This window comes from Stenotrophomonas sp. TWI1151, assembly GCF_039673135.1.
GTDB lineage: Bacteria > Pseudomonadota > Gammaproteobacteria > Xanthomonadales > Xanthomonadaceae > Stenotrophomonas.
This window is the reverse complement of sequence record NZ_JBDJLA010000008.1, coordinates 146,166-172,235: the sequence shown is the minus strand read 5'-3', so window position 1 is coordinate 172,235 and position 26,070 is coordinate 146,166. Positions and strand designations below refer to the sequence as shown.

Here is a 26,070-nt window from a genome sequence, read left to right as displayed (position 1 = left end):
GCGTGGGTGCCAGCTGTCACGCGGTAGTGCCGGCCGCGGGCCGGCTCTCATGAATGCTGGAGGATCGCGTGGAGCCGGCCAGCGGCCGGCACTACCAAGAGGTCATCCCCGCGGTGCGTGGGCCTGGGCTGCCTGCATCGCCATCAGATCCGCTTCGCCCGGCAGTTCCGGCGCCGGGCAGCCACCACCGGCATGGGCGTCGTGCGCCAGCCAGTCATCCACCACACCGCCCAGCAGATCTACGCGCAGCGGCAGGGTGATGTGGTCTTCGCCCCGCATCTCGATGTAGTGCACGCGCGGACTGGCGGCGGCCAGGCGACGGCCCTGCCCGACCGGCACATGCTGATCGTCCTGGCCGTGCAGCAGCAGCACGCAGGTACGGCTGTCGGCCAGCGCGCGGGTGACATCGACGCGGTCCAGGTCCAGATCCAGGCGCTGGCTGGCTGCGGCGATCACCTGGTCGATATCCTGCCCACCGTAGCGCCAGCGCCCATAGGCGGCCATGGCCTGCGCCTTCCACGCGGTCGGCTGCAGCGACATCAGGTGCGGGATCATGCTGCGGATCGCATCGCCGGCATTGGCAAAGGATTCCATCGCCACCACGCCGGTGACCTGGTCGCCGAGCTTGTCGGCGGTGAACAGCGCGGTGGCGGCGCCGTAGGAAACGCCGAACAGATACAGCGGCCCGACCACCTCCCCGCGTGCCTTCAGCGCAGCGATGACATCGACCACATCATCCGATTCGAACGTCCCGTAACCGGACGGGCCGGCGCCGGAATGCCCATGATTGCGCAGGTCGATGGTGACCACGCGATAGCCTGACTGCGCCAACTGCAGCGACCACGGCAGCATCGCATCACCGTTCATCATCCAGCCGTGCAGCAGCACCACCGTGCCGCGCGGTGCCTGCGGCTGGAACGGGTGCGGCAGGTCCAGCGCCATGCCGGTACGCAGCGGCTCGCCGTTGTCATGCTGCTGGGGCAGGTACTGGTAATGCAGCCCGTACTGACCCGGGTCGAACGCACGCCAGAAGATCGGCACGCCGGCGCGGCCGGTCACGAGACCGTGCCGGTTGGGCACACTCTCCACCGCTTCGGCGATGCGCGGCATGTCCAGCAGCGTGGATACGCCGCCGGGCGCGATCAGCCGATCACTCAACGAGGTCGAGGCGGCGGTGGAGGTCAAGGAGGAGCAGGCAGCCAGCCACAGGCCAGCCCCGGCCAGCAGCAACAGCAGCAAGCGCTTCATGGGCAGAATCGGAAAAACCAGACGAGTCGCGCAGGGTACCGATCACGTCAGCGCCGCTCTATCGCATCCAGATGACCATCCGATGACAGCCAAGCCAGCATTCAGCTTGAACGGACGGGCAGCGGCATCGCCGCAGGCCCCTGCCCGGCCTGCGATCAGCCCAGCCAGCCTTCCATGGTGGGCCACCAGCCATCCAGCACCTCCGGGCGCTGCATGCGCTCGCGCCACCATTTCAGCGCGGCCCCCTCCTCGCCAGTCCGCCAGGCCAGCCAGAACGTCTCGTCCGGCTTGGGCTCCTCAACCTGCCTGATCACCAGCCGGCCCTGCGCCACCGCCCGCTGTACGTACGGCTCGGGCAGGAAACCGAAACCAAGCCCGGCACATTGCAGGCGGAACTTGCTGACCATGTCCGGCACGGTCACGGTCTCCTGCCCCATCAGCAGCCCGACCGTGCGCGGCAGCAGCCGCCGCGCCGAATCGGCCACGGCGATCGCACAGTGGGCGGCCAACGACTCACGGCCCAGCGGCTCGGACGCGGCCGCCAGCGGATGCGAGGGCGCCACCGCGAACACGAAACGCACCACGCCCATCGGCTCGACCACATAGCCCCCGCCGCTGGGGCCCTCGCCCGCCGCGCCGACCAGCAGGTCCGCACGCCGGTCCAGCAGCGCCTCCCAGGTGCCCGACAGCGATTCACTGATCAGCCGCATCCGGGTCTGTTCGGCCACCGCATTGAAAGCGCGCACGTCCTCGGCCAGCAGTGCCGGCACGAACATCGAGTCGACCGCCACGGTCAGCTCGGCCTCCCAGCCGGAGGCCACCCGCCGCACCCGCATCTCCAGCTCGCGCGCCGCCCGCAGCAGGTGGCGCCCCTCTTCCAGCAGCGCCTCCCCGGCCGGGGTCAGGTGCGCGCGCGGGCCCACCCGATCGAACAGCTGCACGCCCAGGTCCTCTTCCAGTTTGGAGACCGTGTAGGAGATGGTCGAGGGCACCTTGTGCAGGGCCTTGCCGGCCGCAGCGAACGAGCCGCGGCGGTCGATGGCATCCAGGATCTGTAGGGCGTCGAGGCTGAGCTTGAGCATTCGAATTTTTCGATGATGGCTTGCAAAACTATCCGTTTTTCAAGCCGGCGGCGCAAGCGGATACTGGCCGCAACAGGAAAGGGGACGGCAGCGACCGCCCCGGACCGCCATCGAAACCATCGAACACCGAGGAGATTCCCATGCTGCAGATCCGCAAGAGCAACACCCGTGGCAAGGCCGACCATGGCTGGCTGAACTCCATGCACACCTTCTCCTTCGCCAATTATTACGACCCGCGCTATACCAGCTTCGGACCGCTGCGCGTGATCAACGAAGACCGCGTGCAGGGCGGCCAAGGCTTCGGCACGCACAGCCACGCCAACATGGAGATCATCTCCTACGTGCTCGGCGGTGCGCTGGAGCACAAGGACTCGATGGGCACCGGCTCGGTGCTGCGCTACGGCGATGTGCAGCGCATGAGCGCCGGCAGCGGCGTCAGCCACAGCGAGTTCAACCACTCGGCCGACGAAGCGGTGCACTTCCTGCAGATCTGGCTGTTCCCCGACCAGGAGAACATCACCCCGAGCTACCAGGAGACCCACTTCGCCCCGGACACCAAGCGAGGCCAGCTGCGCCTGATCGCCTCGCGCGATGGCCGTGACGGTTCGCTGCTGATTCACCAGGACGCCAACATCTACGCCACGATCCTGGACGGCGACGACCGCGTCCACCTGCCACTGGCCCCGCGCCGCGGTGCCTACGTGCAGGTCGCCCGCGGGCAGCTGCAGGTCAACGGCATCACCTTGGCGACCGGCGATGCGCTGCAGGTCAATGACGAGGCGCAGCTGACGCTGGAAAACGCCAACGACGCGGAAGTCATCGTGTTCGAGCTGGCGCTGTAAACATCCGGCCGCAAACGCAGACACCCCGGTTGCCCGGGGTGTCGTGCGTTGCGTGGATCAGAATCGGTAGTTCAGCGTCAGCCGCACGTTGCGCGGCTCGCCCCAGGTGTAGGTGCTGTACCAGCTGAAGATCGTGTAGTAGTGCTTGTCCAGCAGGTTGTTGACGTTGAGCGTTGCCGAGAGCTGGTCGTTGAACTGGTAACGCGCCATGGCATCGAGCAGCCAGTAGGGCTCGGTGCGGTGGAGCTGGCTACCGCCGGTGGCCGGGTTGGTGATGGTGCCGAACGTGCTCCCCTGCCAGCGCGCGCCCCCGCCAACGCTCCAGCCGTCAGCCACACCGGTGAGGCGGTAACTGGTGTGCACGCTGAACTGATCTTCCGGCTCCAGCGTGGAGACCTTGGTGGACTGCTGGCGCGCGATCTTGTGCGCGTAGCCGCCCTGGACCTGCCAGCCCGGCGCCAGCTGACCCGATACCTCCAGCTCGTAACCCTTGGTGCGCACCCCCATCAGGCCTTCATAGGCGATCCCGCCACTCGGCGTCCTGCCGCCGGTCGGCTGTGCGTAGTTGTCCTGCTCCAGCTGGAACACCGCCGCACTGGCGTTGAGGCGACCGTCGTAGAACTCCGCCTTCAGGCCCGCTTCGTAGCTGCGCCCTTCCAGCGGATCCAGCACCCGGCCCTGTTCGTCCTGGTTGCCCTGCGGCTTGAAGATGGTGCTGTAGCTGGCGAAGACGGAGAAGTTGCGGTTGAGGTCGTACACCAGGCCGGCGTAAGGCACGACCACACCGCTCTCGTCGGTATCCGGCGATTTGTAGTTGGCGATGCGGCTGCCGACGATCAGCTTGAGCGGATCGGCCAGGTCGAAACGGCCCACCACATAGGCACCGCTTTCGCGGGTGACCTGGTTGTCACCGTAGCCCCACTGCCAGTCCGGCTCGGGCACATCGCCGGTCCAGGCGTAGTAGTCGGCAACGCTGCTGACATAGCCCGGCTGCGGCGAGTAGCCATTGTTGACCCAGCGCTTGCGCGACACGCTGCCACCGACCACCAGCTCGTGCTGGCGGCCGAACCACTCGAACTTGCCGCTGACGTACAGATCGGCCGCGTTGCTGGTGGTCTTGCCGATGTACTGGCCCAGCCACATGCTCACGCCTTCACCGGTGACCGGATCCGGATTGCCACCGGCCGCCGCGCCCAGTGAGGCGTCATAGCCGTTGACCTGGTGATTGAGCTGCAGCTTGGCGACCCAGTCATTGCCGAAGGTGTGCTCCAGCGTCGCGAAGCCGGTACGGGCGTACTGGCCCCAGCGGCTCCAGCGCGCGCCGTTGTTGAACGAGCGCGGCATGTCGTTGAAGTTGCCTGCACTGTCCAGCAGGGGAATACCGCCCCAGCTGGAGCCTTCCGGATCGCTGTCCTGGTAATCGGCACCGACGGTCAGCAGCGTGCTCTCGCCGAGGTCGGCTTCCAGGATGCCGTAGAACACCTCATTGCTGCGCTGGTAGTGGTCGACATTGGAATGCTTGTCCTGGTAGGCGCCGACCACGCGGCCGCGCACGCGGCCACTCTCAGTCAGCGGCCCGCCGACATCGACTTCGGCGCGGTAGCTGTCCCATGAACCGACGCCCAGCGTGGCACTGCCGGCCAGCTCCCGGGTGGGTTTCTTGCGCACCAGGTTGATGGTCGCACCCGGATCGCCCATGCCGGTCAGCAGGCCGGTGGCGCCCTTGAGCACTTCCACGCGATCGTAGATGGCCATGTCGCTGAGCGTGTTGCCGGCCGAGTACGCCGAATCGCGCGCCATCGGGATGCCGTCGTACTGGAAGTTCTGTACCGCGAAGCCGCGCGCGTAGTACTCGGTGCGCTCGCTGTCGTAGGTGACGATACTCACACCCGGCGTGACCTTCATGACGTCATCGATGCCGTTGAGGCCGAAGTCGTTCATTTCCTGCCGCGTGATCACGCTGATCGACTGCGGGGTCTGGCGCGGGCTGAGCACCAGGCGGGTGGCCGTGGCGATCGTGCCGGGCGTATAGGAATCACTGCCTTCGGTCACGGTGCCGAGCTGGTTGGCGGTAACCTGCACGGTCTGCAGGGTCTGTGCGCCGTCCTTGGCAGGGGCGTCCCCCGCCGGCGCCTCTTCGGCCTGCACGGCCGAGGCGGACAGGGCCAGGCCCAGCACGCAGGCCATCGCCTGCATCAGCGGGGAGCGCGAGGGAAAAGCGCGACGGCGACCCGAATGGATCGGGGCAACACGGAATGGAACGACGGACACGGCAATGCCTCCAGGCAGGAAGGGACTCCTCTGGCGGCGGCTGGAGGGAACGAATGGGCGGCATGATGCCGCATCCCGGCCGCCAGTGGAAGATGGCGCGACCGTTGAGGCAGAAGGCGTTCGGGGGTCGCCCCGGGTCAGGCGGGGCGTGGGGGTCAGCCGCGGGGCACCGGGGCATCCGAGGCGATCAGCTTCTCCTGCTTGAGCTCGGCCCAGAATGCGGCCGGAATCGCCACGGACATGGAGGCGACATTGGCCAGCACCTGTTCGGGCGTCCGCGCGCCGGGAATGACCGCCGAGACCACCTCCGGCGCATCGGCGAACTGCAGCGCCGCGGTGCGCAGATCCACACCATGGCGCTCGCAGAGGACCTGCACCTTCGCGCGCTTCTCCGGCGCCCACGACGGCACCTTGCCGTCATACAGATAGCGATCACGCCCGGCCAGGTAGCCGGCCAGCAGCGGCGAGCCGACCACGACCGATGCACCGTGTGCGGCGATCCTGGGGAAGGTGTCATGCAACGCCTGCTCGTGGTCCAGCAGCGAGTACTGGCAGGCGAGCAGGAAGATGTCCGGATCCGCCTCGGCCACCGCACGCAGGGCCGGCTCGGGACGGTTCACACCGAAGCCCCACGCCTTGATCAACCCCTCCTCGCGCATGCGGGTCAGCGCCGGCATCGCGCCCTTCGCTGCTTCCGCGAAACGCTGCTCCCAAGGCATGCCCAGGTCTTTCTCGTTGTCCGGCGAGAGGTCATGGATGAAGACCACGTCCAGCTGCGACACACCGAGCCGGTTGAGGCTGTCCTCCACCGAACGCCGCGTGCCGTCGGCGGAGTAGTCGTAACGGTAATGGAATGGCGACGGGTCCTTCCACATCACGTCCTGCAACTCACCGGCGGTCGCCGTCAGCAGGCGCCCGACCTTGGTCGACAGCGTGTACTCGCGGGCCGGGTGGTTGTGCAGATGATGGCCATAACGACGCTCGCTCAGACCGAGCCCGTACCAGGGTGACGTATCGAAATAGCGCACGCCCGCCGCATAGGCTGCGGCGAGGCTGGCTTCGCTCTGCGCATCGGTCGCGGCCGCAAACCCATTGCCGATCGCGACGCCGCCGAGGCCCAGGCGGGTCTGCGGCCGGTAACGCCCGCCCTGCCGCGCGGGATTGTCGGGCAAGGGCTTCGCTGAAGCCTGGCCGCGGGTGGGCAGGACGCTGCCCGGGCCGGCCGACTGCGCCATCAATGGGGCGGCGGCGAACGCGGCCGTGCCGGCGGCGGCAACGGAAAGGAAGTGGCGACGTGCGTTCACGGCGACTCCTGTTTCTGCGGGGGGGAAGCACACACCTTGGCAGAGCAGCGGTGCAGAGCATGCCTGTGCGGCGTCAACGCAGTGGCAACATGCATCCGCTCTGTCCGGTTGCGCGTCGCTCAGCCCGGACGCGCACCCCCTGCCAGAAGCAGCGCCTCCATCTCGCGGTAACCGCGCTGGCGTGCATGCTGCAGCGGGCTCACGCCTTCACCGTCGGGCAGGTTCACATCCGCGCCTGCCGCGATGAGCTGACGGACGATCTCCACATGTCGCGGGCCGCCATCGGCGAGGATGATCGCCTCCAGCAGCGCGGTCCACTGCAGCTTGTTGACGTGATCCACATCGACACCGGCCGCGATCAGCGTCGCCACGGTCTCCACGTGCCCGCGTTCGGCCGCTGGGATGAGTGCGGTGCCGCCGTAGCGGTTGGTGCTCTTGAGGTCGGCGCCAGCACTCAGTGTCGCGCGCAGGATCTCAAGATGCCCTCGCGCACCGGCGTACAGGTACGGGCTGTCCTGGATCGCATCCTTGGCATTGACGTCAGCACCGGCCTGGATCAGCGCACGTGCGGCCTCCACGTGGTTGTGGTGGGTCGCGACCAGTAACGGTGTCGCCTTCGCCACGCCGCGCGCATCCACGCGGGCGCCCTGCCCCAGCAGCGTACGCACCGCAGTGGCATCGCCCTTCTCCGCCGCCCGATGCAGCCGCTCTTCCAACGAGGCAGCACTGACCGGCATGACCATGCCCATCAGCATGCTCACGACCACCCAGCCACGCAGTGACCTCCGTCCCATCGACATGTTCCTGCTCCTTCTACGGGGGCGCCCGGTGGGACGCCGCAGGACAACGACCGTAGCCGAGCCGCCGCGTCGGCACCAATGATGATTGGGGATCGACTGCATGCGCCATCCGAATGCGTCGGGCGGCGCGCCTTCCGCCTGTTTCATGCGACGCTGCGCGCCACATTCCCCACGGAAGCGCACCACCATGCTGCATCACCTTTCCCTGGGCGTGCGCGATCTCGCGCGTGCCGCCGCCTTCCACGATGCCGCGCTCGGTGCGCTGGGCATGCGCCGCGTCTTCGAAGACGACGAGGCGATCGGGTATGGATATGTCGAGGACGAGGATCTGCTGTGCCTGAAACTGCGGGCCGATGCCTCGCCACCCGGCGCCGGATTCCACCTGGCCTTTGGAGCGCCCTCGCGCCAGGCGGTGGACGCGTTCCACCGCGATGCACTGGCGGTTGGCGGCACCTGCAACGGGGCGCCGGGGCTGCGCGAGGATTATGGCGATCACTACTACGCCGCGTTCCTGATCGACCCGGACGGGCATCGGATCGAGGCGGTCTGCAAGTCGGCCATTTGAACCGGATCGCACAAAGAAAAAGGCCTCCGTACTTGCGTACGAAGGCCTTTTCTACAACTGGCGGAGCGGGAGGGATTCGAACCCTCGATAGAGTTTTAAGCCCTATACTCCCTTAGCAGGGGAGCCCCTTCAGCCACTCGGGCACCGCTCCAGTGTTCTTGGTCCGCCGCTGCGATGAATCATCTCAGCGGGGGCGCGAATAATACCGTTTTCCGCGCCCTCAGGTAAAGCCTTAATCCGAAGAATTTTCACTTCCGGATGCATTCGGCTCATCACCGCGCTGGATCCGCTGATAAATCTCTTCGCGGTGCACGGCCACGTCCTTCGGAGCGGTGATACCGATACGCACCTGGTTGCCCTTGACGCCGAGCACGGTCACGCTGACCGAGTCACCGATCATCAGGGTTTCGCCTACACGGCGAGTCAGGATCAACATTTGTTCAAGTCTCCAGGGGAACCGGTGGTGGCATTTCCCCACCGGCTTGGCGCCCCGGCAAGAGCGCCCCACGACAACGGGAAAAGATTCGCCATAGTACCGTCAGGCCTCCCGACCCATCAAGGAGCAGGAGGCTTCAGGCTGTTCAGATACGGGGGGTGACCCAGTCGACGACGGCGGCCAGTGCAGAAGCAAGGGCGGGCCCGTCCTCACCACCACCCTGGGCGAGGTCCGGGCGGCCGCCGCCCTTGCCCCCGATCTGACTGGCGATATGGGCCAACAGTTCCCCGGCCTTGACCTTGCCCATTGCGCTGCCGTTCACACCGGCGACCAGGGCCGCCTTGCCGTCCTGGGTGCCGGCCAGCACGATCACCGCATCGCCGAGCTGCTGCTTGAGCCGGTCGATCGCATCGCGCAGCGCCTTGGCATCGAAGCCTTCCAGACGCGCGGCCAGGATCTTGATGCCGTTGACCTCGACCGCGGCGCCACCAAGATCGGCGGTCGCACCGGCCGCCTGCTTGGCCTTGAGCGCCTCGAGCTCGCGCTCGAGCTTCTTCTGGCGCTCGCCGAGCTGGCGGATCTTGTCGACCACGTCGCCGGCGTTGCCGCCGAGCAGTGCCGCCGCTTCGCTCAGCTGGGCTTCTTCATGGGCCACATAATCCAACGCGCCCTGCCCGGTCACCGCTTCGATACGGCGCACGCCCGAGGACACGCCACCTTCGGACGTGATCTTGAACAGACCAATGTCGCCGGTGCGCGAGACATGCGTACCGCCACACAGTTCGGTGGAGTAGTCGCCCATCTTCAGCACGCGCACGTGCTCGCCGTACTTCTCGCCGAACAGCGCCATCGCGCCGAAGTCGAGCGCTTCCTGCATGCCCATGTTGTGGACTTCAGCGGCGTTGTTGGCACGCACCTGCTCGTTGACCTTGCGCTCGATGATCGCCAGGTCCTCGGCGCTGATCGGCGCGAAGTGCGAGAAATCGAAGCGCAGGCGATCGGGGGCGACCAGCGAGCCCTTCTGCTGCACATGGGTGCCCAGTACTTCGCGCAGGGCGGCGTGCAGCAGATGGGTGGCCGAGTGGTTGAGGATGGTCGCGCCACGGCGCTGGCCATCGACCTGACCGGACAGCACGTCGCCGACCTTCAGGCTGCCCGCGGTGAGCTTGCCCACGTGCCCATGGAACTGGCCCGCGAACTTCTGGGTATCGCTGACGTCCACCTGCACGCCGGCGCCAGACAGGGTGCCGTTGTCGCCGACCTGGCCACCGGATTCGGCATAGAACGGGGTCTGGTTGGTCAGCACGATGACGTCGTCGCCGGCCTTGGCGCTCTCCACCGGGCGGCCGTCCTTGAGGATGGCGACCACGGTGAGATCGTCGGCCTGCAGGCGGTCATACCCGAGGAACACGGTCGGCTTGAGCGTGGCGACCAGATCGGCCGACAGGGTCACGCCGCCGCCGAACTTGCCGGCCGCGCGCGCGGTCTCGCGCTGGGTGTCCATCGCGGCGTTGAAGCCCTCGATGTCCACGATCAGGTCACGCTCGCGCGCGATGTCCTGGGTGAGATCGAGCGGGAAGCCGTAGGTGTCGTAGAGGCGGAACGCATCCACGCCCGGGATCACGCCGTTGCTGACCTTTGCGGCCACGTCGTCGAAGATCTTCATGCCCGAATCCAGCGTTTCCGCGAAACGCTCTTCTTCGGCCTGCAGCGCGCGCACCACCGTGTCTGCCTGCGCCGGCAGTTCCGGATAGGCCACGCCCATCTGCTCGACCAGGGTCGGCACCAGCTTGCTGAAGAACGGCTGGCGCACGCCCAGCATCCAGCCATGGCGCAGGGCGCGGCGGATGATCCGGCGCAGCACGTAGCCGCGGCCTTCGTTGGACGGCAGCACGCCATCGACGATCAGGAACGAGCAGGCGCGGATGTGATCGGCGATCACGCGCAGCGACTTGTTCTCCAGATCGGCCATGCCGGTCAGCTCGCTGGCCTTGCGGATCAGCGCCTGGAACAGGTCGATTTCGTAATTGGTGTGGACGTGCTGCAGGATCGCGGCCAGACGCTCCAGACCCATGCCGGTATCCACGCACGGGGCCGGCAGCGGCACCAGGGTGCCATCGGGCTGGCGGTCGAACTGCATGAAGACCAGGTTCCAGATCTCGATGAAACGGTCACCGTCTTCATCCGGCGAGCCCGGCGGGCCACCGGCGATGTGGTCACCATGGTCATAGAAGATTTCGGTACACGGGCCGCACGGACCGGTCTCGGCCATCTGCCAGAAATTGTCCGACGCGAACGGCGCACCCTTGTTGTCGCCGATGCGCACGATCCGCTCTTCCGGAATGCCCACCATGTCGCGCCACAGCGCGTAGGCCTCGTCATCGGTCTGGTAGACGGTGACGAGCAGGCGCTCGGCCGGCAGCTTCCAGACCTGGGTCAGCAGCTCCCAGGCCCAAGCGATGGCGTCCTTCTTGAAGTAATCGCCGAACGACCAGTTGCCCAGCATTTCAAAGAAGGTGTGGTGGCGGGCGGTGTAACCGACCTGGTCCAGATCGTTGTGCTTGCCACCGGCGCGCAGGCAGCGCTGGACGTCGGCCGCGCGCACGTAGCTGCGCTTCTCGGCGCCAAGGAACACGTCCTTGAACTGCACCATGCCGGAGTTGGTGAACAGCAGGGTCGGATCATTGCCCGGCACCAGGGGCGCCGACGGCACGATCGTGTGGCCTTTGCCCTTGAAGAACTCAAGGAAATCGCTGCGGATCTGGGAGGTAGTGAATTTGACGGATGCGTTCATGGGGGGCTGGCTTTGTGCGGGCCGGTCAGTCCCTGGCACGCAGCCCCAATGGCCGGGTGTCAACTGCAGGACCGCCGAAACCACAAAGGGTATCAGGCCCGGGCCGCTCAGTCCTCAGGGTCGTACCGGGTGGCCTGGCGGATGCTGTCGCCGGGGAACCCCCGGCGGGCCAGAAGATCGGCGGCTTTACGCCGTGCAGGCAGTTCCTGCGGGCCGGCCTCGCCAAAACGGCGGCAGACCAGGTCGCGGGCATTCTCGGTCCAATCGCCTTCGAAGGTGTCCATGGCCGCAGCGATCTGGTCGCTGTCCAGGCCATGCGTGCCCAGTTCGGCGCGGATATGGATCGGTCCATAGCCGGTGTTGGCCCGGATCCGGACCAGATTCTCGGCAAAGCGGGTGTCATCCTGCCAGCCGGCCTCGGCCAGCTTGCTGACCGCGGCTTCGGCGGCCTCGTTCTCGATGCCGCGGGCCTGCAGTTTGCGGGTCAGCTCTTTACGCGAGTGTTCGCGGCGCACCAGCAGCCCCAACGCCCGCTGGACCGGCGTCTGTTCCTGGACACGGCGCTTGCGCCGGGGTGCGGGGGCTTCGGAGTCTTGCATGGCAGCGGTCCATTACAGTGCGCCATCCTTGGCGCCATCCCGTCGGGGATTCTTGAAACTGCAGGACAGGGCGAGCGTCACTGACGGCGCTGCCCTGCCCCGCAGGAAACTCACTCGGCGTCGTCTTCAGCCTCGTCGCCGCCTTCACGCACGGCTTCTTCCGGCTGGAACTTCTCGCGCAGCTCGGCTTCCAGACGCTGGGCGATCTGCGGGTTGTCGCGCAGGTAGCCGCGGGCGTTGTCCTTGCCCTGGCCGATGCGCTCTTCGCCGTAGCTGTACCAGGCGCCGGCCTTCTCGACCAGCTTGGCTTCCACGCCCATGTCGATCAGTTCGCCTTCGCGGCTGATGCCTTCGCCGTACAGGATCTCGGTGATGACCTGCTTGAACGGGGGCGCCAGCTTGTTCTTGACCACCTTGATCTTGGTCTGGTTGCCGATGATCTCGTCGCCCTTCTTGATGGCGCCGATACGGCGGATGTCCAGGCGGACCGAGGCGTAGAACTTCAGCGCGTTGCCGCCGGTGGTCACTTCCGGGCTCTGGCCCGGCATCATCACGCCGATCTTGTGGCGCAGCTGGTTGATGAAGACCACCAGGGTGTTGGAGCGCTTGATGTTGCCGGTCAGCTTGCGCAGCGCCTGGCTCATCAGGCGAGCCTGCAGGCCCGGCAGCTGGTCGCCCATTTCGCCTTCGATTTCGGCCTTCGGGGTCAGCGCGGCGACCGAGTCGACCACCACGATGTCCACCGAGCTGGAGCGCACCAGCATGTCGGCGATTTCCAGCGCCTGCTCACCGGTATCGGGCTGCGAGAGCAGCAGGTCGTCCACGTTGACGCCCAGCTTGGCGGCATAGATCGGATCCAGCGCGTGCTCGGCATCGATGAAGGCCGCGGTACCGCCCTTCTTCTGGCACTCGGCGATCGCCTGCAGGGTCAGGGTGGTCTTGCCCGAGGATTCCGGACCGTAGATCTCCACGACGCGACCCTTGGGCAGGCCACCGATACCGAGGGCGATATCCAGCATCAGCGAACCGGTGGGGATGACCTCGACCGCTTCGACGACGCGGTCGCCCATGCGCATCACGGCGCCCTTGCCGAACTGCTTTTCGATCTGGCTCAGCGCGGCGGTGAGGGCGCGCTTTTTGTTTTCGTCCATCGGAGTGGTCCTTGCAGAGGTCGTATCGGTGGAGGTGCTGTCTTTGGAAGTCTTCTTGGCCATGGGTTCACTTTAAGGCTGGCGTATCGCACGGGCTGAGATTCTGCCCGGCGTTCGGAAAAAATTATCGGACATCCGTACCAACCTCAGCAAAACCAGAGATGTGCCACAAAAGACCGCGCGTGATTCAATGGGGAACAGGTCAGCGGTTGGGCCGCAGCAACCCGCAATAGAGGCCTTCGATGGCGAAGTCCTGGTCGGGCAGCACTTCGATCGGCTTGTAATCGGGGTTGCGCGGCAGCAGGCGGATCCGGTCCTTGCCCATCTTCAGCAGCTTGACCGTGATCTCGTCATCGATGCGGGCCACCACGATCTGCCCGGAGCGGGCGTCGCGGGTGCGGTGCACACCGATCAGGTCGCCGTCGAAGATGCCCTCGTCGATCATCGAGTCGCCCTGCACCTTCAGCAGGTAGTCCGGCGCGGGCGAGAAGAACACCCGGTCCAGCACCACGAAATCATCCGAGCCGATATCCGCGCCGATCGGCAGACCGGCCGCGACCCGGCCCAGCACCGGCAGGCGCAGGACGTGGTCCGGCAACGCCGACGCAGGCAGTGATTCGGGCAGGCCGTTCTGCAGCGCCGGCGCCTGGACCAGCCGGATGCCGCGGGCCTGGCCCGGGATGCGACGGATCGCCCCGGCCTGCTCCAGCGCTTCCAGATGGTACTGGGCTGCGCGGACGCCCTTGAAGCCGAACGCGCGGGCGATTTCCGTCTGCGACGGCGGTGCGCCATCGGTCTCTATACGCTCGGCGATCAACTGCAGGATCGCCTGCTGGGTATCGGTCAGGTCCATGGTTAGTAGTATTACTACTAACGATGCGGGCACGCAAGTGCCCGCAGAGGAAGAGCCGATAGAAGAAGGGCTGTCCCGCACCGGCCGAAGCCTCCAGTAATGCCTGTAGCCACCGACCGTTGGTCGGTGACCGCGCGAACGCGCGGCGATGTCTGACGGCGCGGGTGCGTATCGCTTGCGGCCAGCTCTCCGGCGTTTAGCCTCTGCAATCTGTTGGGTCAGGCATTCGTGGGGGCCGGATGAGGAGCAGCCACGCATGGCGTGGCTCTACCGGTGGGCAAATAGTGACGGGTCGGTCAGGCAGGAGCGTCCGACCAACGGTCGGACCTACACGTAATCCCCCGCTTGCGCGGGAGATTCCGGGGATCCTGCGGATCCCAGCGGTAAGAACCCTACGGGTTCTTGCCGCTGCGCCAGATCGAAAACAGGATCCACACGCCACAGAAGCCGGCACCGATGAAGCCGGCCACGCCAAGCGCGAGCAGCCAGCGGCTGGAGATGCCGCCGACACTGTGCATGACGATCGAGGAGCCGATGATCAGCGCGGCGGTCACGATGCCCATCACCAGCCGGTTCGCCGCGCGGTTGACCTGGTCGCCGAAGCCCTGCAGCGCCGTGGTTTCAATCTTGAGCTGGAGCCGGCCGCGGCGCGCCATCTGCAGCAGGCGGCGGACATCGCGCGGCAGATCGCCGACCAGATCCATCACCCCGACCAGGCTGCGCTTGCCGCGCTTGAGCATCGCGCCGGGCGAGTAGCGTTGCCACATCACCCGCTCCAGATACGGGCGCGCGGCGCTGGCCATATCGAACTGCGGGTCCAGCTGGCGGCCCATGCCTTCCAGGGTGAGGAAGGTCTTGATCATCAGCGCCAGATCGGCCGGCAGGGTCAGCGCGTACTGGCGCAGCAGCTGGGTGATGTTGCCCAGCATCAGGCCCATGTGCAGGTCCTTCAGCGGGACCCCGCGGTACTGGTCCACGAAGGTGCTGATGTCCTGCTGCAGGCGCGACTCGTCCACTTCCACGCCACCGGCCCAGTCCAGCAGCACGTCGGCCACCTGCTCCGGCTCCTGGGTGACCAGGCCATGCAGGAGCTGGGCAACCTGGAAGCGGCGCTGCTCGGAGATCGCCCCGACCATGCCGAAATCGATCACGCCGATGCGGCCATCCCGCAGGTAGATGATGTTGCCCGGGTGCGGATCAGCGTGGAAACAGCCGTCCTCCAGCACCATCTTCAGCACGATGCGCGCGCCGGTGCGGGCCAGCTGCACGCGGTCCAGACCGGCCGCATCGACGCCGACCAGATCGCGGCCGGGAATGCCGTCCACGAAGTCCTGCACGTTGAGGCTCTCGCAGGTCCACTGCCAGTGCACGTTGGGGATCAGGATGTCGTCGCGGCCCTGGAAATTGCGCGCGATGCGCTCGGCATTGCGGCATTCGGCGGCAAAATCCAGCTCGCGGCGCAGCGACACCTGGAACTGCTGCACCACCTCGGCCGGGCGATACCGCTGCAGATCGGGCAGGCGCGCCTCCATGATCTCGGCCAGCCGCGCCAGCAGGCGCAGGTCGGCTTCGATGACGTCACGGATGCCCGGACGACGGATCTTCAGCACCACGGCGGTGCCGTCATGCAGCGTTGCGCGATGCGCCTGTGCCAGCGAGGCCGCGGCCATGGGCGTTTCATCGAGCCACGCGAACACCTCGGTGGCCGGTGCGCCGAGATCACGTTCGAGCTGCTCACGCACCTGCGCATACGGCAGCGCGGGCACGGCGTTCTGCAGTTCGGAGAACTCGGCGATCCAATCCGGCGGGAACAGGTCCACGCGGGTGGCCAGCACCTGGCCGAGTTTGACGAAGGTGGGGCCCAGGTCTTCCATCGCGCGGCGCACGCGCACAGGCGCGGTCATCCGCAGCATCTGCTGGGTATCGTTCCAGTGCAGCAGGCGGCCAGCGCGTTCGAGCACATCGGCCAGGCCGATGCGGCGCACGAGGTCGCCGAAGCCATAGCGGATCAGGACCGACGCGATTTCCTGCAATCGCCCCAGGTCACGCACGGTACCCAGCGTTTCCCACATCGGCCCACTCTCCTGTCAGCACACCCGGTCAGGATGTCACAACAGCGGGAAGATTCCCGTCAGCGCCTGCTGCACGGTCTGCCGCCGTATGGCTTCGCGGTCGCCATCGAACTGGAACAGCTGCGCACGCGCGTAGCCGCCACGGCCCTTCCAGCCGATCCAGACGCTGCCGACCGGCTTGTCCTCGCTGCCACCGCCCGGCCCGGCAATGCCGGTCACCGCCACGGCGATGCCGGCACCGGAATTGATCAGCGCACCGGAGACCATTTCCAGCACGGTCTCGCGGCTGACCGCGCCGAACTGTTCCAGCGTCTGCGCGCGCACGCCCAGCAGGCGTTGCTTGGCTTCGTAGCTGTAGACCACCATGCCGCAATCGAAGAACGCCGAGGAGCCGGCGATATCGGTCATCGCCTTGGCGATCCAGCCGCCACTGCAGCTTTCGGCAGTCACCAGCTGCAGCGAGGCCTGCTGCAGGCGCTGGCCCACGTCACTGGCGAGGGCGCCCAGCTCGGCGTCGGAAGGAACGGTCATGGGAAGTCCTGGATCAACGGGGGGACGAACGCCCCCTGTTTTAGCCGAAATCGTGAGTGATGTCGTGTGTTGCCGGGTGCGACGGAGGGCGAAGCCCCGCCGGGAGAATCATGGGCGCCAGCCGGCGGCCGGCACCCGCATCACCATTCCGGAAGCTTTTCCGGAAGCATCGCGCGGATCGGTTCGCCGCCCTCGCCAGCTGCCAGCTTCTCGGCCTCGGCGATCGGGATCTCGACCTGCAGCAGCCAACCGTCTTCGTCGGTGGCTTCGCTGCGCACGACCTCCAGCTGATGCAGGCGCGAACGCAGGCGACCGGCACTCGGCGGCAGCCGCAGCTCGCCACTGACGTGCTGCAGGCCCAGGCGCTTGCCCAGCACGGACTGCAGCAGCGGCAGGCCAACGTTGTCGCGGGCGGAAATCCAGACCCGCTCGCGGCGCGCGTTGTCGGGGATGCCGTCCTGGGCATCGTGACGCACGTCGGCCCCGTCGATGCGGTCGATCTTGTTGAACACCAGCAACTGCGGCAGATCGCCCGCGCCGATGGCGGTCAGCACTTCATCCACCTGTGCGATGCGCTCCTCACGGTGCGGATCGGCCGCATCGACGAGGTGCAGCAGGAAGTCCGCTTCGCGGGCTTCGGACAGGGTCGACCGGAACGCGGCCACCAGATCATGCGGCAGGTCGCGGACGAAGCCGACGGTATCGGCGAGCACCACGCTGCCGCCCGGCAGCGCGATGCGGCGCACGGTCGGGTCCAACGTCGCGAACAACTGGTCCGCAGCGAAGGCCTCGGCGCCAGTCAATGCGTTGAACAGGGTCGACTTGCCGGCGTTGGTGTAGCCCACCAGCGCCACGCGCGGCAGCTCGCTGCGCAGGCGGGCACGACGCATCTGGGTGCGCTGCACTTCCACCTTTTCCAGCTTCTTCTGCAGCTGCTCCACCCGCTTCTGCAGCAGGCGGCGATCGGTTTCCAGCTGGGTTTCACCCGGGCCGCGCAGGCCGATGGAACCACCACGCTGGCGCTCCAGATGGGTCCAGCCGCGGATCAGCCGCGTGGACATGTGGCGCAGCTGCGCCAGCTCCACCTGCAGCTTGCCTTCGTGGCTGCGCGCACGCTGGGCGAAGATATCCAGGATCAGCCCGGTGCGGTCGATCACGCGCCGTTCCAGGAACCGCTCCAGGTTGCGCTCCTGCCCCGGCGACAGCGCATGGTTGACCAGGATCAGGTCGGCGCCGGTGGCATCGGCCGCGGCCTTGACCTCGTCCAGCTTGCCGCTGCCGATCAGGATCGACGGATTGGGCCGATCGATGCGCGCGGTCAGCGTGGCCGCGATGCTGGCCCCGGCGGAGCGGGCCAGATCGGTGAACTCTTCAAGCACGTCATCTTCGAGCCGGCCGGCATGCGGCTGGATCAGGAGTGCGTGTTCGCCTCGCTTGGAACGGTCAAACACGCAGTTCTCCAGAATTCTTCACGCAGTCACTCAACGTCGTCATCACCTTGGACGCCATCGGCGCCATCATTGGATTGCACATAACCACCTCCGGGCCCGACCTTCACGTTGCGCGCGGGCACCACGGTCGAGATGGCGTGCTTGTACACCATCTGGCTCACCGTATTGCGCAGCAGCACCACGAACTGGTCGAACGATTCAATCGTTCCCTGCAGCTTGATGCCATTGACCAGATACACCGACACCGGCACGCGTTCGCGCCGAAGTGCATTCAGAAACGGATCCTGCAGCGATTGCCCCTTGGACATTGCACACTCCTGATTATTGTTTTTATGGTCTTCCGGCAGTTACCACGGCCCCCGCCGCCCGCCGGAACCCTTGATGGTACACGGGGTGGGCGAATGAAGGCGTGGACTCAGCGTGCGACGAAGGTCGACACCGCATCCGCCAGGGAAGCCCTGTCTAGATGGGGATCGAACCAGCGCGCATCAAGCTCCCCGCGCAGCCAGGTCAGCTGGCGCTTGGCGAGCTGGCGGGTGGCCTGGATGCCGCGCTCACGGAACGCCTCGGCCGTGCCCTGCCCGTCCAGATACTCCCAGGCCTGCCGGTAGCCCACCGCCCGCACGGCCGGCAGATCCAGCGGCGCGGCCACCTCGGCCATCGCCGGCAGGGCCCGCAGGGCGTGGACTTCGTCCAGGAAGCCGTGATCCAGCATCGCGTCGAAACGGGTTTCGATGCGCTGGTGCAGCACCGTGCGCTCGCGCGGCGCGAGAATCAGTTTGAGCGGCCGTACCGGCAGCCGGTCGACGCCGGGCAGCTTCTGCCATTCGCTGATCGGGGTACCGGTCAGCCGATGGACTTCCAGTGCCCGCTGGATGCGCTGCGGGTCGGTGGCGTGAATGCGCTTTGCCGCGGCCGGATCGATGCCGGCCAGTTGGGCATGCATTGCCGCCCAGCCCTGCTCGGCCGCCTCGGCGGCAATCTGTGCGCGCACCGCCGGATCGGCCTCGGGCATCGGCGACAGGCCCTGTAGCAACGCGCGGAAATACAGCCCGGTGCCACCGGCGAGGATCGGCATGCGACCCCGCGCGATGATGTCGCGGACGGCCCGCGCCGCGTCGCTGGCGAACTCCGCCGCCGAATAGGTCTGCCACGGGTCGCGCACATCGAGCAGATGGTGCGGCGCCTGTGCGCGCTCGGCCGCATCGGGCTTGGCCGAGCCGATATCCAGCCCGCGATAGACCAGCGCCGAATCGACGCTGACGATCTCACCGTCCAGCTGCTGGGCCAGTGCGATCGCGGTGGCGGTCTTGCCTGACGCGGTCGGGCCCATCACCGCGATCGCCAGCGGGCGCTGATCGACGGCCATCAGTCCTCGTCCGGCCAGCGCGGCATCGCCGGGGCGGCGGACACCCGCGGCATCGGCACGGCATCGACTGCGGCCCACACCTTCAGCGCATCGACCGTGGCGGCGACATCGTGCACACGCAGCAGCATCGCGCCACGCTGGGCCGCGATCAGGTGCGCGGCGACCGAACCGGCCACGCGGTCACGCGGCTGCTCACGACCGGTCAGTTCACCGATGCTGCGCTTGCGCGACAGGCCGGCCAGCATTGGCACGCCCAGCTCGAGGAAGCGCTCCGAACGCGCTAGCAGGATCATGTTGTGTTCGGTGGTCTTGCCGAAGCCGAAGCCCAGATCGATGATCAGATGCTTCTTGGCCACGCCGGCCATCTCGGCCTGGAACATGCGCTCGGTCAGGAAGCGATGCACCTCGGCGACCACGTCATCGTAGTGCGGGGTGTCCTGCATGCTGCCCGGCTCGCCCTGCATGTGCATCAGCACCACCGGCACGCCGAGTTCGGCGGCGGCGTCCAGCGCACCGGGCTGGCGCAACGCATGGATGTCATTGATCAGGCCGGCACCGGCCGCGACCGCTGCGCGCATCACCTCGGGCTTGAAGGTGTCGATGCTGATCGGCACGGTGGTTTCGCGTGCCAACCGCTCGATCACCGGGATGACCCGGCGGAGTTCTTCATCCAACGGCACCGGCGCACTGCCTGGCCGGGTCGATTCGCCGCCGATGTCGAGCAGGTCCGCGCCCTCGGCCACCAGTTGCAGGCCGCGCGCGACCGCAGCCTCCACGCTGTCGTGGTCACCGCCGTCGGAGAAGGAATCCGGGGTGACGTTGACGATGCCCATGACCCGCGGGCGATCCAGCCGCAGCAGCCGGCCGCCGCAATCGAGCTGGGGGGAGATATCGAACATGGGCAGATCCACGAAGTACGCCAGCGCGTAGTTTACGCTGGCGCACCGGACCGGCTGTCAGAGGTCGCCGAGGCGGGCCCCATCGACCGGCTTGGCCAGCCAGATCGCCAGATCGTTGCCGATCGCATTGACGGTGCGTTCAAGCACGTCGCAGGAGCCCTTGAAGCCGGCAAACGCGCCACCGCGCGACACGCGGCGTGCGGTGACCGTGGCCACCTGCTGGCCGTTCTCGAACAGCACGCCGCGCACGGCCGCCGACTTGAAGTGGCCGGTGAACGCATTGCCTGCGCTCTGCGCTTCCACCAGCTCCAGCTTCAACGCGTGCCCGCTGCCGGTGTTCACCGGATCACTGCCGAAGACGATGGTGTTGCCATGCGCCGGGGCATTCTTGCCCAGCGCGGTCGCCAGCTGCGCGCCCATCCGGCACTCGGCCTTGATGTTCTCGGCAATGATCGCCGACTCGTTGAACGGCACCGGATCCTGCACGTGGATCTCGGCCGCCATGACCGGCGTGGCACAGCACAGCAGCGCAGCAACGGCTGCGCGCATCGAATGACGCATGAACATCCCCCTGGAAAGTGTGTCGGCCGATCCCCCGGCCATGCCCGACCGCGGCATGCGGCGCGGGCACGCGCATCGTGCCCACTGCCGGCCGCGCACGCAAGCATTCAGCGCTGGCGGCGCTTGCGCTCCACGTAGACGGTCTTGGCGATGCTCATCAACACGCCAACCGCGATGCCGATGCCGGCGCCGAGCAGGAAGTTGTCGCGGGTCAGGCCGATGGCCACGCCAATGATCGTGGCGATCACCATTTCAGTGGTGTGCGAGATCGGCTGCGGCGGGGGTGCGGACATGACGACTCCAGAACGAGGGGCGAAAACGGACCGTCATTATGACCTGCCCGAAACGACGAAGGCCGGGTTTCCCCGGCCTTCGTCACTTACGTGGGCAACACCCTCAGATCTGCTCGGCAGGACCGGCGATCGGCGACACGGGACGGGCATCGCCCCCCTTGTCGTTGTTGTTGCCGCCATCCTTGTTGCTGGCGGACTTGTCCCAGCCCATCGGCGGCGGCGGATCACGGCCTTCCATCACGGCATTGATCTGCGGCGCATCGATGGTCTCGTACTGCAGCAGCAGCTGCGACATCGTGTGCAGCTTGTCGAGATTGGCCGTCAGCAGTTCGGTGGTACGGGCGTACGCCTTGTCCAGGATGCTGCGGACCACTTCGTCGATGCGGCGCGCGGTGTCATCCGACACGCTCTTGTGCTGCGTCACCGAACGGCCGAGGAACACTTCATCGTCCTCTTCACCGTAGGCGATCGGGCCGAGCTCATCGGACAGGCCCCACTTGGTGACCATGTTGCGGGCCATCTTGGTGGCGCGCTCGATGTCGTTGGAGGCACCGGTGGTGACCTTGTCGGTGCCGAAGATCAGCTCTTCGGCCACACGACCGCCGTACAGCGAGCACAGCTGCGATTCGATCGCCACCCGGTTCATCGAGTACTTGTCGCCTTCCGGCAGGTACATCGTCACGCCCAGCGCACGACCGCGGGGAATGATGGTGACCTTGTAGACCGGATCGTGCTCGGGCACCAGGCGACCGACGATGGCGTGGCCAGCTTCGTGATAGGCGGTGAGCGTCTTTTCTTCTTCGCTCATCGCCATTGAACGACGTTCGGCACCCATCAGGATCTTGTCGCGGGCACGGTCGAAGTGGTCCATGCGGACTTCCTTCTCACCGCCGCGCGCGGCGAACAGTGCTGCTTCGTTGGCCAGGTTGGCCAGGTCCGCACCGGAGAAGCCCGGGGTACCGCGCGCGATCACCATCGGCTCGACATCGTCGGCCAGCGGCAGCTTGCGCATATGCACCTTGAGGATCTGCTCGCGGCCCTTGACGTCCGGCAGGCCGACCACGACCTGGCGGTCGAAACGGCCCGGGCGCAGCAGCGCCGGATCCAGCACGTCGGGACGGTTGGTGGCGGCGATGACGATCACGCCCTCGCCTCCCTCGAAGCCGTCCATCTCGACCAGCAGCTGGTTCAGGGTCTGCTCGCGCTCGTCATGACCGCCGCCGAGACCGGCGCCACGGTGGCGACCGACGGCGTCGATTTCATCGATGAAGATGATGCACGGCGCCTGCTTCTTGGCCTGCTCGAACATGTCGCGCACGCGGCTTGCGCCGACGCCGACGAACATTTCTACGAAGTCCGAACCGGAGATCGAGAAGAACGGGACCTTGGCTTCACCGGCGATCGCGCGGGCCAGCAGCGTCTTGCCGGTACCCGGCGGACCCACCATCAGCACGCCGCGCGGAATCTTGCCGCCCAGCTTGGTGAACTTGGTCGGGTCGCGCAGGAAATCGACCAGTTCGCCGACTTCTTCCTTGGCCTCGTCGCACCCGGCAACGTCGGCGAAGGTGACCTTGATCTGGTCCTCGCCCTGCAGCTTGGCCCGCGACTTGCCGAAGGACATTGCGCCCTTGGCCCCGCCGCCACCGCCCTGCATCTGGCGCATGATGAATATCCAGAAGCCGATGATCAGGATCACCGGGAGGAAGTTCATCAGGATCGCGCCCAGCGAGATGCCACTGGAGGGCTCCTCCTGGACGATTTCCACGTTCTTGCCGCGCAGCACGTTGATCAGGTCGCGATCGAACGGGGCGGTGATGGTGGCCGACTGGCCGCCACGGGTGGTGTAGGAAATCTGATTGGTGCCGCCACGCATGTCACCGCTGAAGGTCACCTTCTGGACGTTGCCGCTGTCCACCTGGTCCAGGAACTGCGAGTACGTCGCGCCCTGTGCGCCGGCTCCGCTGCTCTTCGGCGAGAAGCTCTGGAAGACCACCATCAGCACGACGGCGACGACCACCCATAGCAGGAGGTTCTTGGTCAAGTCGTTCATCCTCATTGGCTCCGGTGTTCCTCTAATTCCTGACGCGATTCGTATGGTTGAGCTTACTTGATCTGCGCGCGTTTTCCCTGCCCCAAGGCGTACACCTCGGGCGAGCGCTTCCGGGAGGCTTCAGGCTTGCGGATCACTACTTTGTCGTACCGGCGGCGCATTTCGCGCACGTAGTCGTCAAAGCCCACGCCCTGGAACAGCTTGATCAGGAACGCGCCACCCGGCTTGAGATGGTTGTCGGCAAAATCCAACCCCAACTCCGCCAGGTGCATCATCCGCGCTTGGTCCACCGCATCCATTCCACTCTTATTGGGGGCCATATCCGAGAGCACAAGGTCTACCGGCTGATCCCCCAGCATGGCTTCGAACTCCGATAGGACGGCTTGCTCCCTGAAGTCACCGTGAAGGAACTCCACGCCGGCCAGCGGCGGCATCTCCAGGATGTCCAGCGCCAGCACCCGGCCGGTATCGCCGATCTGGCGGCGGACCTGCTGGGACCAGCCACCCGGGGCGGCGCCCAGATCGACCACGACCATGTGCGGCTTCAGCAGCCGATCGCGCTGCAGCAACTCCTCCAGCTTGTAGGCCGCGCGCGAGCGCATGCCCTCGGCCTGGGCCTTCTTCACGAAGGGGTCGGCGAAGTGCTCTTTCAACCAGCGTTGACTGCTTTTGCTACGGGTTGCCATTGAGATGCGGGTCGGATGGGGAGGTCATGATACCCTGATCGCCCCAGTTAACCGCTTGTTCCTGAATGGCTATCGCCCTGACTTCTTCCCAAACCCGTTTCCTCCGCGGCCACGCGCATGATCTGAAAGCCCTGCTCCAGATCGGCGGCAAGGGGGTGACACCGGCCTTCCTGGCTGAACTGGAAGAGGTGCTGGAGCGCCACGAGCTGATCAAGGTCAAGGTTGCCGCCGAAGACCGCGAGGCCCGCGACGCCCTCATCGCCGAGCTGGTCAGTGCCAGCGAAAGCGCGCTGGTGCAGCGTATCGGCCACGTGGCCGTGCTGTACCGCCCGAGCAAGGAACAGCGCCAGATCGTCCTGCCGCGCGGCTGATCCCGGAACGCCCATGCAGCTGAGCCACGAAATCCCCGACTACGCCTACGCCCTGCGTGCCGCCGATGGCCGCAGTGCGAAAGTGAATGACCGGACCCTGGCCGCGAGTTTCATCCTCGCCCCGGACACGTTGATCGAAGCGTGGCCGGTGGCCGATATCGCCCAGTTGACCCCGGAAGACCTGCAGCCGGTGCTGGCACTGAACCCCGCGCTGGTGGTGCTGGGCACGGGCGATACCCAGGTGTTCCCGCCGGCCGCGGTCATGGCCGCGTGCCTGACCCGCGGGATCGGCCTGGAAGTGATGAACAACCCGGCGGCGGCACGGACCTTCAACATCCTTGCCAGCGAGGGCCGCAAGGTGGCCGCGGCGTTCATCCTGAAGGGGTGAGACCGGGATTTCCGTTCAGAAAAGGCCGCCCTTGAGGCGGCCTTTTTCGTGCTTACTTCGGCGGCAGGTACAGCAGCGGGTCGACCGGCTTGCCGTTGTAGCGGATCTCGAAGTGCAGCATGTCGCGTGCGGCGCCGGTGCGGCCCATCTCCGCGATCTGCTCGCCTGCCTTCACGCTCTGGCCTTCGTTGACCAGGCGCTTGCGGTTGTGGCCATACGCTGACAGCCACTGATCGCTGTGCTTGATGATGATCAGCTCACCGAAACCGACCAGGCCGGCACCGGAGTAGACCACCACGCCGGCGGCGGTCGCGCGGACCGGCTGGCCACTGGTGCCGGCAATGTCCACGCCCTGCTTGGTCGCTTCACCGGCGACGAAACGGCCGACGATCGCGCCATCGGCCGGCCAGCGCCAGCTGATGTTGCTCTTGATCGCGGTGGTCGGCGACGGGGTGGCGGCCGGCGCGGTGCTGCCCGGCCGCGGCGCGGTGACCACGGTGGTCGGCGCGCGGGCCGGACTGCCACCACTGCCGCCCGGGAACAGCCGCAGCGACTGCCCCGGATAGATCGTGTAGGGCTCGGCCAGCCCGTTCCAGGCGGCCAGATCGCGCGGGGTGATGTTGTGGATGCGCGCGAGTGCATACAACGTGTCGCCACGACGGACGACAGCGGTCTGGCCGGGCTTGGCCACCGAGGTCTGCGGGGTGCTGTGGGCCACACCGCCCGAGCCCGAAGGCCGCACCACGGTGGCGGTGCCACAGGCGCTCAGCGCCGACACCACCAGCAGCAGCGCGCCGGTGCGCACTCCCTTGCTCAAACGATCAGCACTCATGCGAACTTCGCTCTCCATACAAGCCAGGCCACCAGCACGACCACCAGCGCGGTCGCGATCCAGCCCAGCGGTTCAATCCAACGGCGCAGCGCAGCTTCCGCGCGCGGCCCGCCAATACGAATGACCGCCGCCAGCACGTACACGCGCTTGCCACGGCCGATCAACATGCTCAGGAAATACTGCGGCAACGGCACGCCGACGATACCCGATGCCCATGTGAAGACCTTCATCGGGATCGGCATGAAGCCGCCCAGCACCAGGAAGGTGAACACCGCCCAGGGCGACTCGGCCATCTTGGCCTGCACGATGGCGATGCCGCCTTCGATGCTGGTCAACATGCCCAGCGCGGCGAACACCGGCTTGAGCGCTTCAAAGGCGAAGTGGCCCAGCGCATAGCCGACCAGCGCACCGGCCATCGAACCGGCCAGGCTGAGCGTGGCGAACCACCAGCCGCGCTTGGGCTGGGCCACGCACATCGGGGCGAGCATCACCTCGGGCATCACCGGGAAGATGATCGCCTCGATGAAGCTCAACACCGTCAGATAGGTCGGCGCGCGCTCGTGCGCGGCCCACTTCATTGCCCGCTCGTACAGCGGACCAAAAATCTTCATGACGCAACGCT

General features: G+C 66.6%; 26 protein-coding genes and 1 tRNA gene. 4 read left to right on the top strand and 23 right to left on the bottom strand.

Annotated features, from left to right (window positions below; translation table 11 throughout):
- Window positions 1-102 precede the first annotated feature (102 nt).
- Both ABE422_RS11930 and ABE422_RS11925 read right to left on the bottom strand, forming a co-directional pair.
- Window positions 103-1,248, bottom strand: a complete 1,146-nt coding sequence (locus ABE422_RS11930; protein WP_346483034.1) for an alpha/beta fold hydrolase — start codon at window positions 1,246-1,248, stop codon at window positions 103-105.
- Between the two features lie 155 nt (window positions 1,249-1,403).
- A complete protein-coding gene (locus ABE422_RS11925) occupies window positions 1,404-2,330 on the bottom strand; it encodes a LysR family transcriptional regulator (protein WP_313217893.1) in 927 nt (308 codons plus the stop codon).
- A gap of 140 nt (window positions 2,331-2,470) precedes the next feature.
- Here ABE422_RS11925 and ABE422_RS11920 point away from each other — a divergent pair, with 140 nt between their 5' ends.
- Complete coding sequence (locus ABE422_RS11920; protein WP_346483033.1) at window positions 2,471-3,172, top strand: pirin family protein; 702 nt, start codon at window positions 2,471-2,473, stop codon at window positions 3,170-3,172.
- Window positions 3,173-3,229: 57 nt separating this feature from the next.
- On the opposite strand, the gene ABE422_RS11915 is transcribed toward ABE422_RS11920, so the two are convergent.
- The 3 genes from ABE422_RS11915 to ABE422_RS11905 form a co-directional block, all read right to left on the bottom strand.
- Window positions 3,230-5,368, bottom strand: a complete 2,139-nt coding sequence (locus ABE422_RS11915; protein WP_346483039.1) for a TonB-dependent siderophore receptor — start codon at window positions 5,366-5,368, stop codon at window positions 3,230-3,232.
- Between the two features lie 230 nt (window positions 5,369-5,598).
- Complete coding sequence (locus tag ABE422_RS11910) at window positions 5,599-6,747, bottom strand: aldo/keto reductase (protein WP_313217889.1); 1,149 nt, start codon at window positions 6,745-6,747, stop codon at window positions 5,599-5,601.
- Window positions 6,748-6,866: 119 nt separating this feature from the next.
- On the bottom strand, window positions 6,867-7,547 hold the full coding sequence (locus tag ABE422_RS11905) for an ankyrin repeat domain-containing protein (protein ID WP_346483032.1): 681 nt from the start codon (window positions 7,545-7,547) through the stop codon (window positions 6,867-6,869).
- 187 nt (window positions 7,548-7,734) lie between these two features.
- Between ABE422_RS11905 and ABE422_RS11900 the strand changes: the two genes are divergently transcribed.
- Window positions 7,735-8,112 (top strand): VOC family protein, encoded by a 378-nt coding sequence (locus ABE422_RS11900; protein ID WP_313212552.1) that lies wholly within the window; start codon window positions 7,735-7,737, stop codon window positions 8,110-8,112.
- Window positions 8,113-8,170: 58 nt separating this feature from the next.
- On the opposite strand, the gene ABE422_RS11895 is transcribed toward ABE422_RS11900, so the two are convergent.
- The 16 genes from ABE422_RS11895 to rlmE all read right to left on the bottom strand — a co-directional run bounded on the left by ABE422_RS11895 (window position 8,171) and on the right by rlmE (window position 23,857).
- A tRNA-Ser gene (locus tag ABE422_RS11895) sits at window positions 8,171-8,263 on the bottom strand.
- An 81-nt stretch (window positions 8,264-8,344) separates the two neighbouring features.
- A complete protein-coding gene (gene csrA / locus ABE422_RS11890) occupies window positions 8,345-8,548 on the bottom strand; it encodes a carbon storage regulator CsrA (RefSeq protein WP_019183311.1) in 204 nt (67 codons plus the stop codon).
- Window positions 8,549-8,693: 145 nt separating this feature from the next.
- Complete coding sequence (alaS, locus tag ABE422_RS11885) at window positions 8,694-11,342, bottom strand: alanine--tRNA ligase (protein WP_313212551.1); 2,649 nt, start codon at window positions 11,340-11,342, stop codon at window positions 8,694-8,696.
- A gap of 107 nt (window positions 11,343-11,449) precedes the next feature.
- A complete protein-coding gene (gene recX, locus ABE422_RS11880) occupies window positions 11,450-11,941 on the bottom strand; it encodes a recombination regulator RecX (RefSeq protein ID WP_123728918.1) in 492 nt (163 codons plus the stop codon).
- A 110-nt stretch (window positions 11,942-12,051) separates the two neighbouring features.
- Window positions 12,052-13,092, bottom strand: a complete 1,041-nt coding sequence (gene recA, locus ABE422_RS11875; RefSeq protein ID WP_123728917.1) for a recombinase RecA — start codon at window positions 13,090-13,092, stop codon at window positions 12,052-12,054.
- 202 nt (window positions 13,093-13,294) lie between these two features.
- Window positions 13,295-13,945 carry a transcriptional repressor LexA gene (gene lexA, locus ABE422_RS11870; RefSeq protein WP_121041795.1) on the bottom strand — a complete coding sequence of 217 codons (651 nt, stop codon included), beginning with the start codon at window positions 13,943-13,945 and terminating at the stop codon, window positions 13,295-13,297.
- 392 nt (window positions 13,946-14,337) lie between these two features.
- Window positions 14,338-16,017, bottom strand: coding sequence for a 2-polyprenylphenol 6-hydroxylase (gene ubiB, locus ABE422_RS11865; protein ID WP_346483031.1), 1,680 nt, complete (start codon window positions 16,015-16,017; stop codon window positions 14,338-14,340).
- Between the two features lie 36 nt (window positions 16,018-16,053).
- On the bottom strand, window positions 16,054-16,548 hold the full coding sequence (locus ABE422_RS11860; RefSeq protein WP_019183317.1) for a CinA family protein: 495 nt from the start codon (window positions 16,546-16,548) through the stop codon (window positions 16,054-16,056).
- A gap of 140 nt (window positions 16,549-16,688) precedes the next feature.
- Window positions 16,689-17,999: a ribosome rescue GTPase HflX gene (hflX, locus tag ABE422_RS11855; RefSeq protein ID WP_313217881.1), complete on the bottom strand. Its 1,311-nt coding sequence runs from the start codon at window positions 17,997-17,999 to the stop codon at window positions 16,689-16,691.
- Window positions 18,000-18,025: 26 nt separating this feature from the next.
- Window positions 18,026-18,307: an RNA chaperone Hfq gene (gene hfq / locus ABE422_RS11850; RefSeq protein WP_123728913.1), complete on the bottom strand. Its 282-nt coding sequence runs from the start codon at window positions 18,305-18,307 to the stop codon at window positions 18,026-18,028.
- A 107-nt stretch (window positions 18,308-18,414) separates the two neighbouring features.
- Entirely contained in the window at window positions 18,415-19,368 is a 954-nt protein-coding gene (miaA, locus tag ABE422_RS11845) for a tRNA (adenosine(37)-N6)-dimethylallyltransferase MiaA (protein ID WP_346465505.1), read from the bottom strand.
- On the bottom strand, window positions 19,368-20,267 hold the full coding sequence (gene folP, locus ABE422_RS11840; protein ID WP_346465503.1) for a dihydropteroate synthase: 900 nt from the start codon (window positions 20,265-20,267) through the stop codon (window positions 19,368-19,370). The genes miaA and folP overlap by 1 nt, the downstream gene beginning before the upstream one ends.
- Before the next feature lie 57 nt (window positions 20,268-20,324).
- Complete coding sequence (locus tag ABE422_RS11835; protein ID WP_313217875.1) at window positions 20,325-20,816, bottom strand: hypothetical protein; 492 nt, start codon at window positions 20,814-20,816, stop codon at window positions 20,325-20,327.
- Window positions 20,817-20,935: 119 nt separating this feature from the next.
- Entirely contained in the window at window positions 20,936-21,121 is a 186-nt protein-coding gene (locus ABE422_RS11830) for a hypothetical protein (RefSeq protein ID WP_019183322.1), read from the bottom strand.
- 103 nt (window positions 21,122-21,224) lie between these two features.
- Complete coding sequence (gene ftsH, locus ABE422_RS11825; RefSeq protein ID WP_313211994.1) at window positions 21,225-23,171, bottom strand: ATP-dependent zinc metalloprotease FtsH; 1,947 nt, start codon at window positions 23,169-23,171, stop codon at window positions 21,225-21,227.
- Window positions 23,172-23,224: 53 nt separating this feature from the next.
- On the bottom strand, window positions 23,225-23,857 hold the full coding sequence (gene rlmE, locus ABE422_RS11820; protein ID WP_346483030.1) for a 23S rRNA (uridine(2552)-2'-O)-methyltransferase RlmE: 633 nt from the start codon (window positions 23,855-23,857) through the stop codon (window positions 23,225-23,227).
- A gap of 65 nt (window positions 23,858-23,922) precedes the next feature.
- Between rlmE and yhbY the strand changes: the two genes are divergently transcribed.
- Both yhbY and ABE422_RS11810 read left to right on the top strand, forming a co-directional pair.
- Window positions 23,923-24,228: a ribosome assembly RNA-binding protein YhbY gene (gene yhbY, locus ABE422_RS11815; protein ID WP_019183325.1), complete on the top strand. Its 306-nt coding sequence runs from the start codon at window positions 23,923-23,925 to the stop codon at window positions 24,226-24,228.
- A gap of 13 nt (window positions 24,229-24,241) precedes the next feature.
- Window positions 24,242-24,616 (top strand): Mth938-like domain-containing protein, encoded by a 375-nt coding sequence (locus ABE422_RS11810; RefSeq protein ID WP_123728906.1) that lies wholly within the window; start codon window positions 24,242-24,244, stop codon window positions 24,614-24,616.
- Between the two features lie 52 nt (window positions 24,617-24,668).
- Here the strand turns inward: ABE422_RS11810 and ABE422_RS11805 are convergent, their stop codons facing one another.
- Entirely contained in the window at window positions 24,669-25,448 is a 780-nt protein-coding gene (locus ABE422_RS11805) for a peptidoglycan DD-metalloendopeptidase family protein (protein ID WP_313211998.1), read from the bottom strand.
- A complete protein-coding gene (locus ABE422_RS11800; protein WP_121041774.1) occupies window positions 25,445-26,059 on the bottom strand; it encodes a YqaA family protein in 615 nt (204 codons plus the stop codon). Before ABE422_RS11800 ends, ABE422_RS11805 begins: the two co-directional genes overlap by 4 nt.
- Between the last annotated feature and the right edge of the window lie 11 nt (window positions 26,060-26,070).

Coding starts and splice junctions, on each gene's coding strand:
- ftsH (WP_313211994.1), bottom strand. CDS start 23,171: ATGAACGACTTGACCAAGAACCTCCTGCTATGGGTGGTCGTCGCCGTC.
- lexA (WP_121041795.1), bottom strand. CDS start 13,945: ATGGACCTGACCGATACCCAGCAGGCGATCCTGCAGTTGATCGCCGAG.
- ABE422_RS11830 (WP_019183322.1), bottom strand. CDS start 21,121: ATGTCCGCACCCCCGCCGCAGCCGATCTCGCACACCACTGAAATGGTG.
- ABE422_RS11800 (WP_121041774.1), bottom strand. CDS start 26,059: ATGAAGATTTTTGGTCCGCTGTACGAGCGGGCAATGAAGTGGGCCGCG.
- alaS (WP_313212551.1), bottom strand. CDS start 11,342: ATGAACGCATCCGTCAAATTCACTACCTCCCAGATCCGCAGCGATTTC.
- ABE422_RS11930 (WP_346483034.1), bottom strand. CDS start 1,248: ATGAAGCGCTTGCTGCTGTTGCTGCTGGCCGGGGCTGGCCTGTGGCTG.
- ABE422_RS11900 (WP_313212552.1), top strand. CDS start 7,735: ATGCTGCATCACCTTTCCCTGGGCGTGCGCGATCTCGCGCGTGCCGCC.
- ABE422_RS11810 (WP_123728906.1), top strand. CDS start 24,242: ATGCAGCTGAGCCACGAAATCCCCGACTACGCCTACGCCCTGCGTGCC.
- rlmE (WP_346483030.1), bottom strand. CDS start 23,857: ATGGCAACCCGTAGCAAAAGCAGTCAACGCTGGTTGAAAGAGCACTTC.
- recA (WP_123728917.1), bottom strand. CDS start 13,092: ATGGACGAAAACAAAAAGCGCGCCCTCACCGCCGCGCTGAGCCAGATC.
- csrA (WP_019183311.1), bottom strand. CDS start 8,548: ATGTTGATCCTGACTCGCCGTGTAGGCGAAACCCTGATGATCGGTGAC.
- folP (WP_346465503.1), bottom strand. CDS start 20,267: ATGTTCGATATCTCCCCCCAGCTCGATTGCGGCGGCCGGCTGCTGCGG.
- ABE422_RS11860 (WP_019183317.1), bottom strand. CDS start 16,548: ATGACCGTTCCTTCCGACGCCGAGCTGGGCGCCCTCGCCAGTGACGTG.
- hfq (WP_123728913.1), bottom strand. CDS start 18,307: ATGTCCAAGGGGCAATCGCTGCAGGATCCGTTTCTGAATGCACTTCGG.
- ubiB (WP_346483031.1), bottom strand. CDS start 16,017: ATGTGGGAAACGCTGGGTACCGTGCGTGACCTGGGGCGATTGCAGGAA.
- ABE422_RS11905 (WP_346483032.1), bottom strand. CDS start 7,547: ATGTCGATGGGACGGAGGTCACTGCGTGGCTGGGTGGTCGTGAGCATG.
- recX (WP_123728918.1), bottom strand. CDS start 11,941: ATGCAAGACTCCGAAGCCCCCGCACCCCGGCGCAAGCGCCGTGTCCAG.
- ABE422_RS11835 (WP_313217875.1), bottom strand. CDS start 20,816: ATGCGCGCAGCCGTTGCTGCGCTGCTGTGCTGTGCCACGCCGGTCATG.
- ABE422_RS11915 (WP_346483039.1), bottom strand. CDS start 5,368: ATGCAGGCGATGGCCTGCGTGCTGGGCCTGGCCCTGTCCGCCTCGGCC.
- ABE422_RS11805 (WP_313211998.1), bottom strand. CDS start 25,448: ATGAGTGCTGATCGTTTGAGCAAGGGAGTGCGCACCGGCGCGCTGCTG.
- yhbY (WP_019183325.1), top strand. CDS start 23,923: ATGGCTATCGCCCTGACTTCTTCCCAAACCCGTTTCCTCCGCGGCCAC.
- ABE422_RS11920 (WP_346483033.1), top strand. CDS start 2,471: ATGCTGCAGATCCGCAAGAGCAACACCCGTGGCAAGGCCGACCATGGC.
- ABE422_RS11925 (WP_313217893.1), bottom strand. CDS start 2,330: ATGCTCAAGCTCAGCCTCGACGCCCTACAGATCCTGGATGCCATCGAC.
- miaA (WP_346465505.1), bottom strand. CDS start 19,368: ATGGCCGTCGATCAGCGCCCGCTGGCGATCGCGGTGATGGGCCCGACC.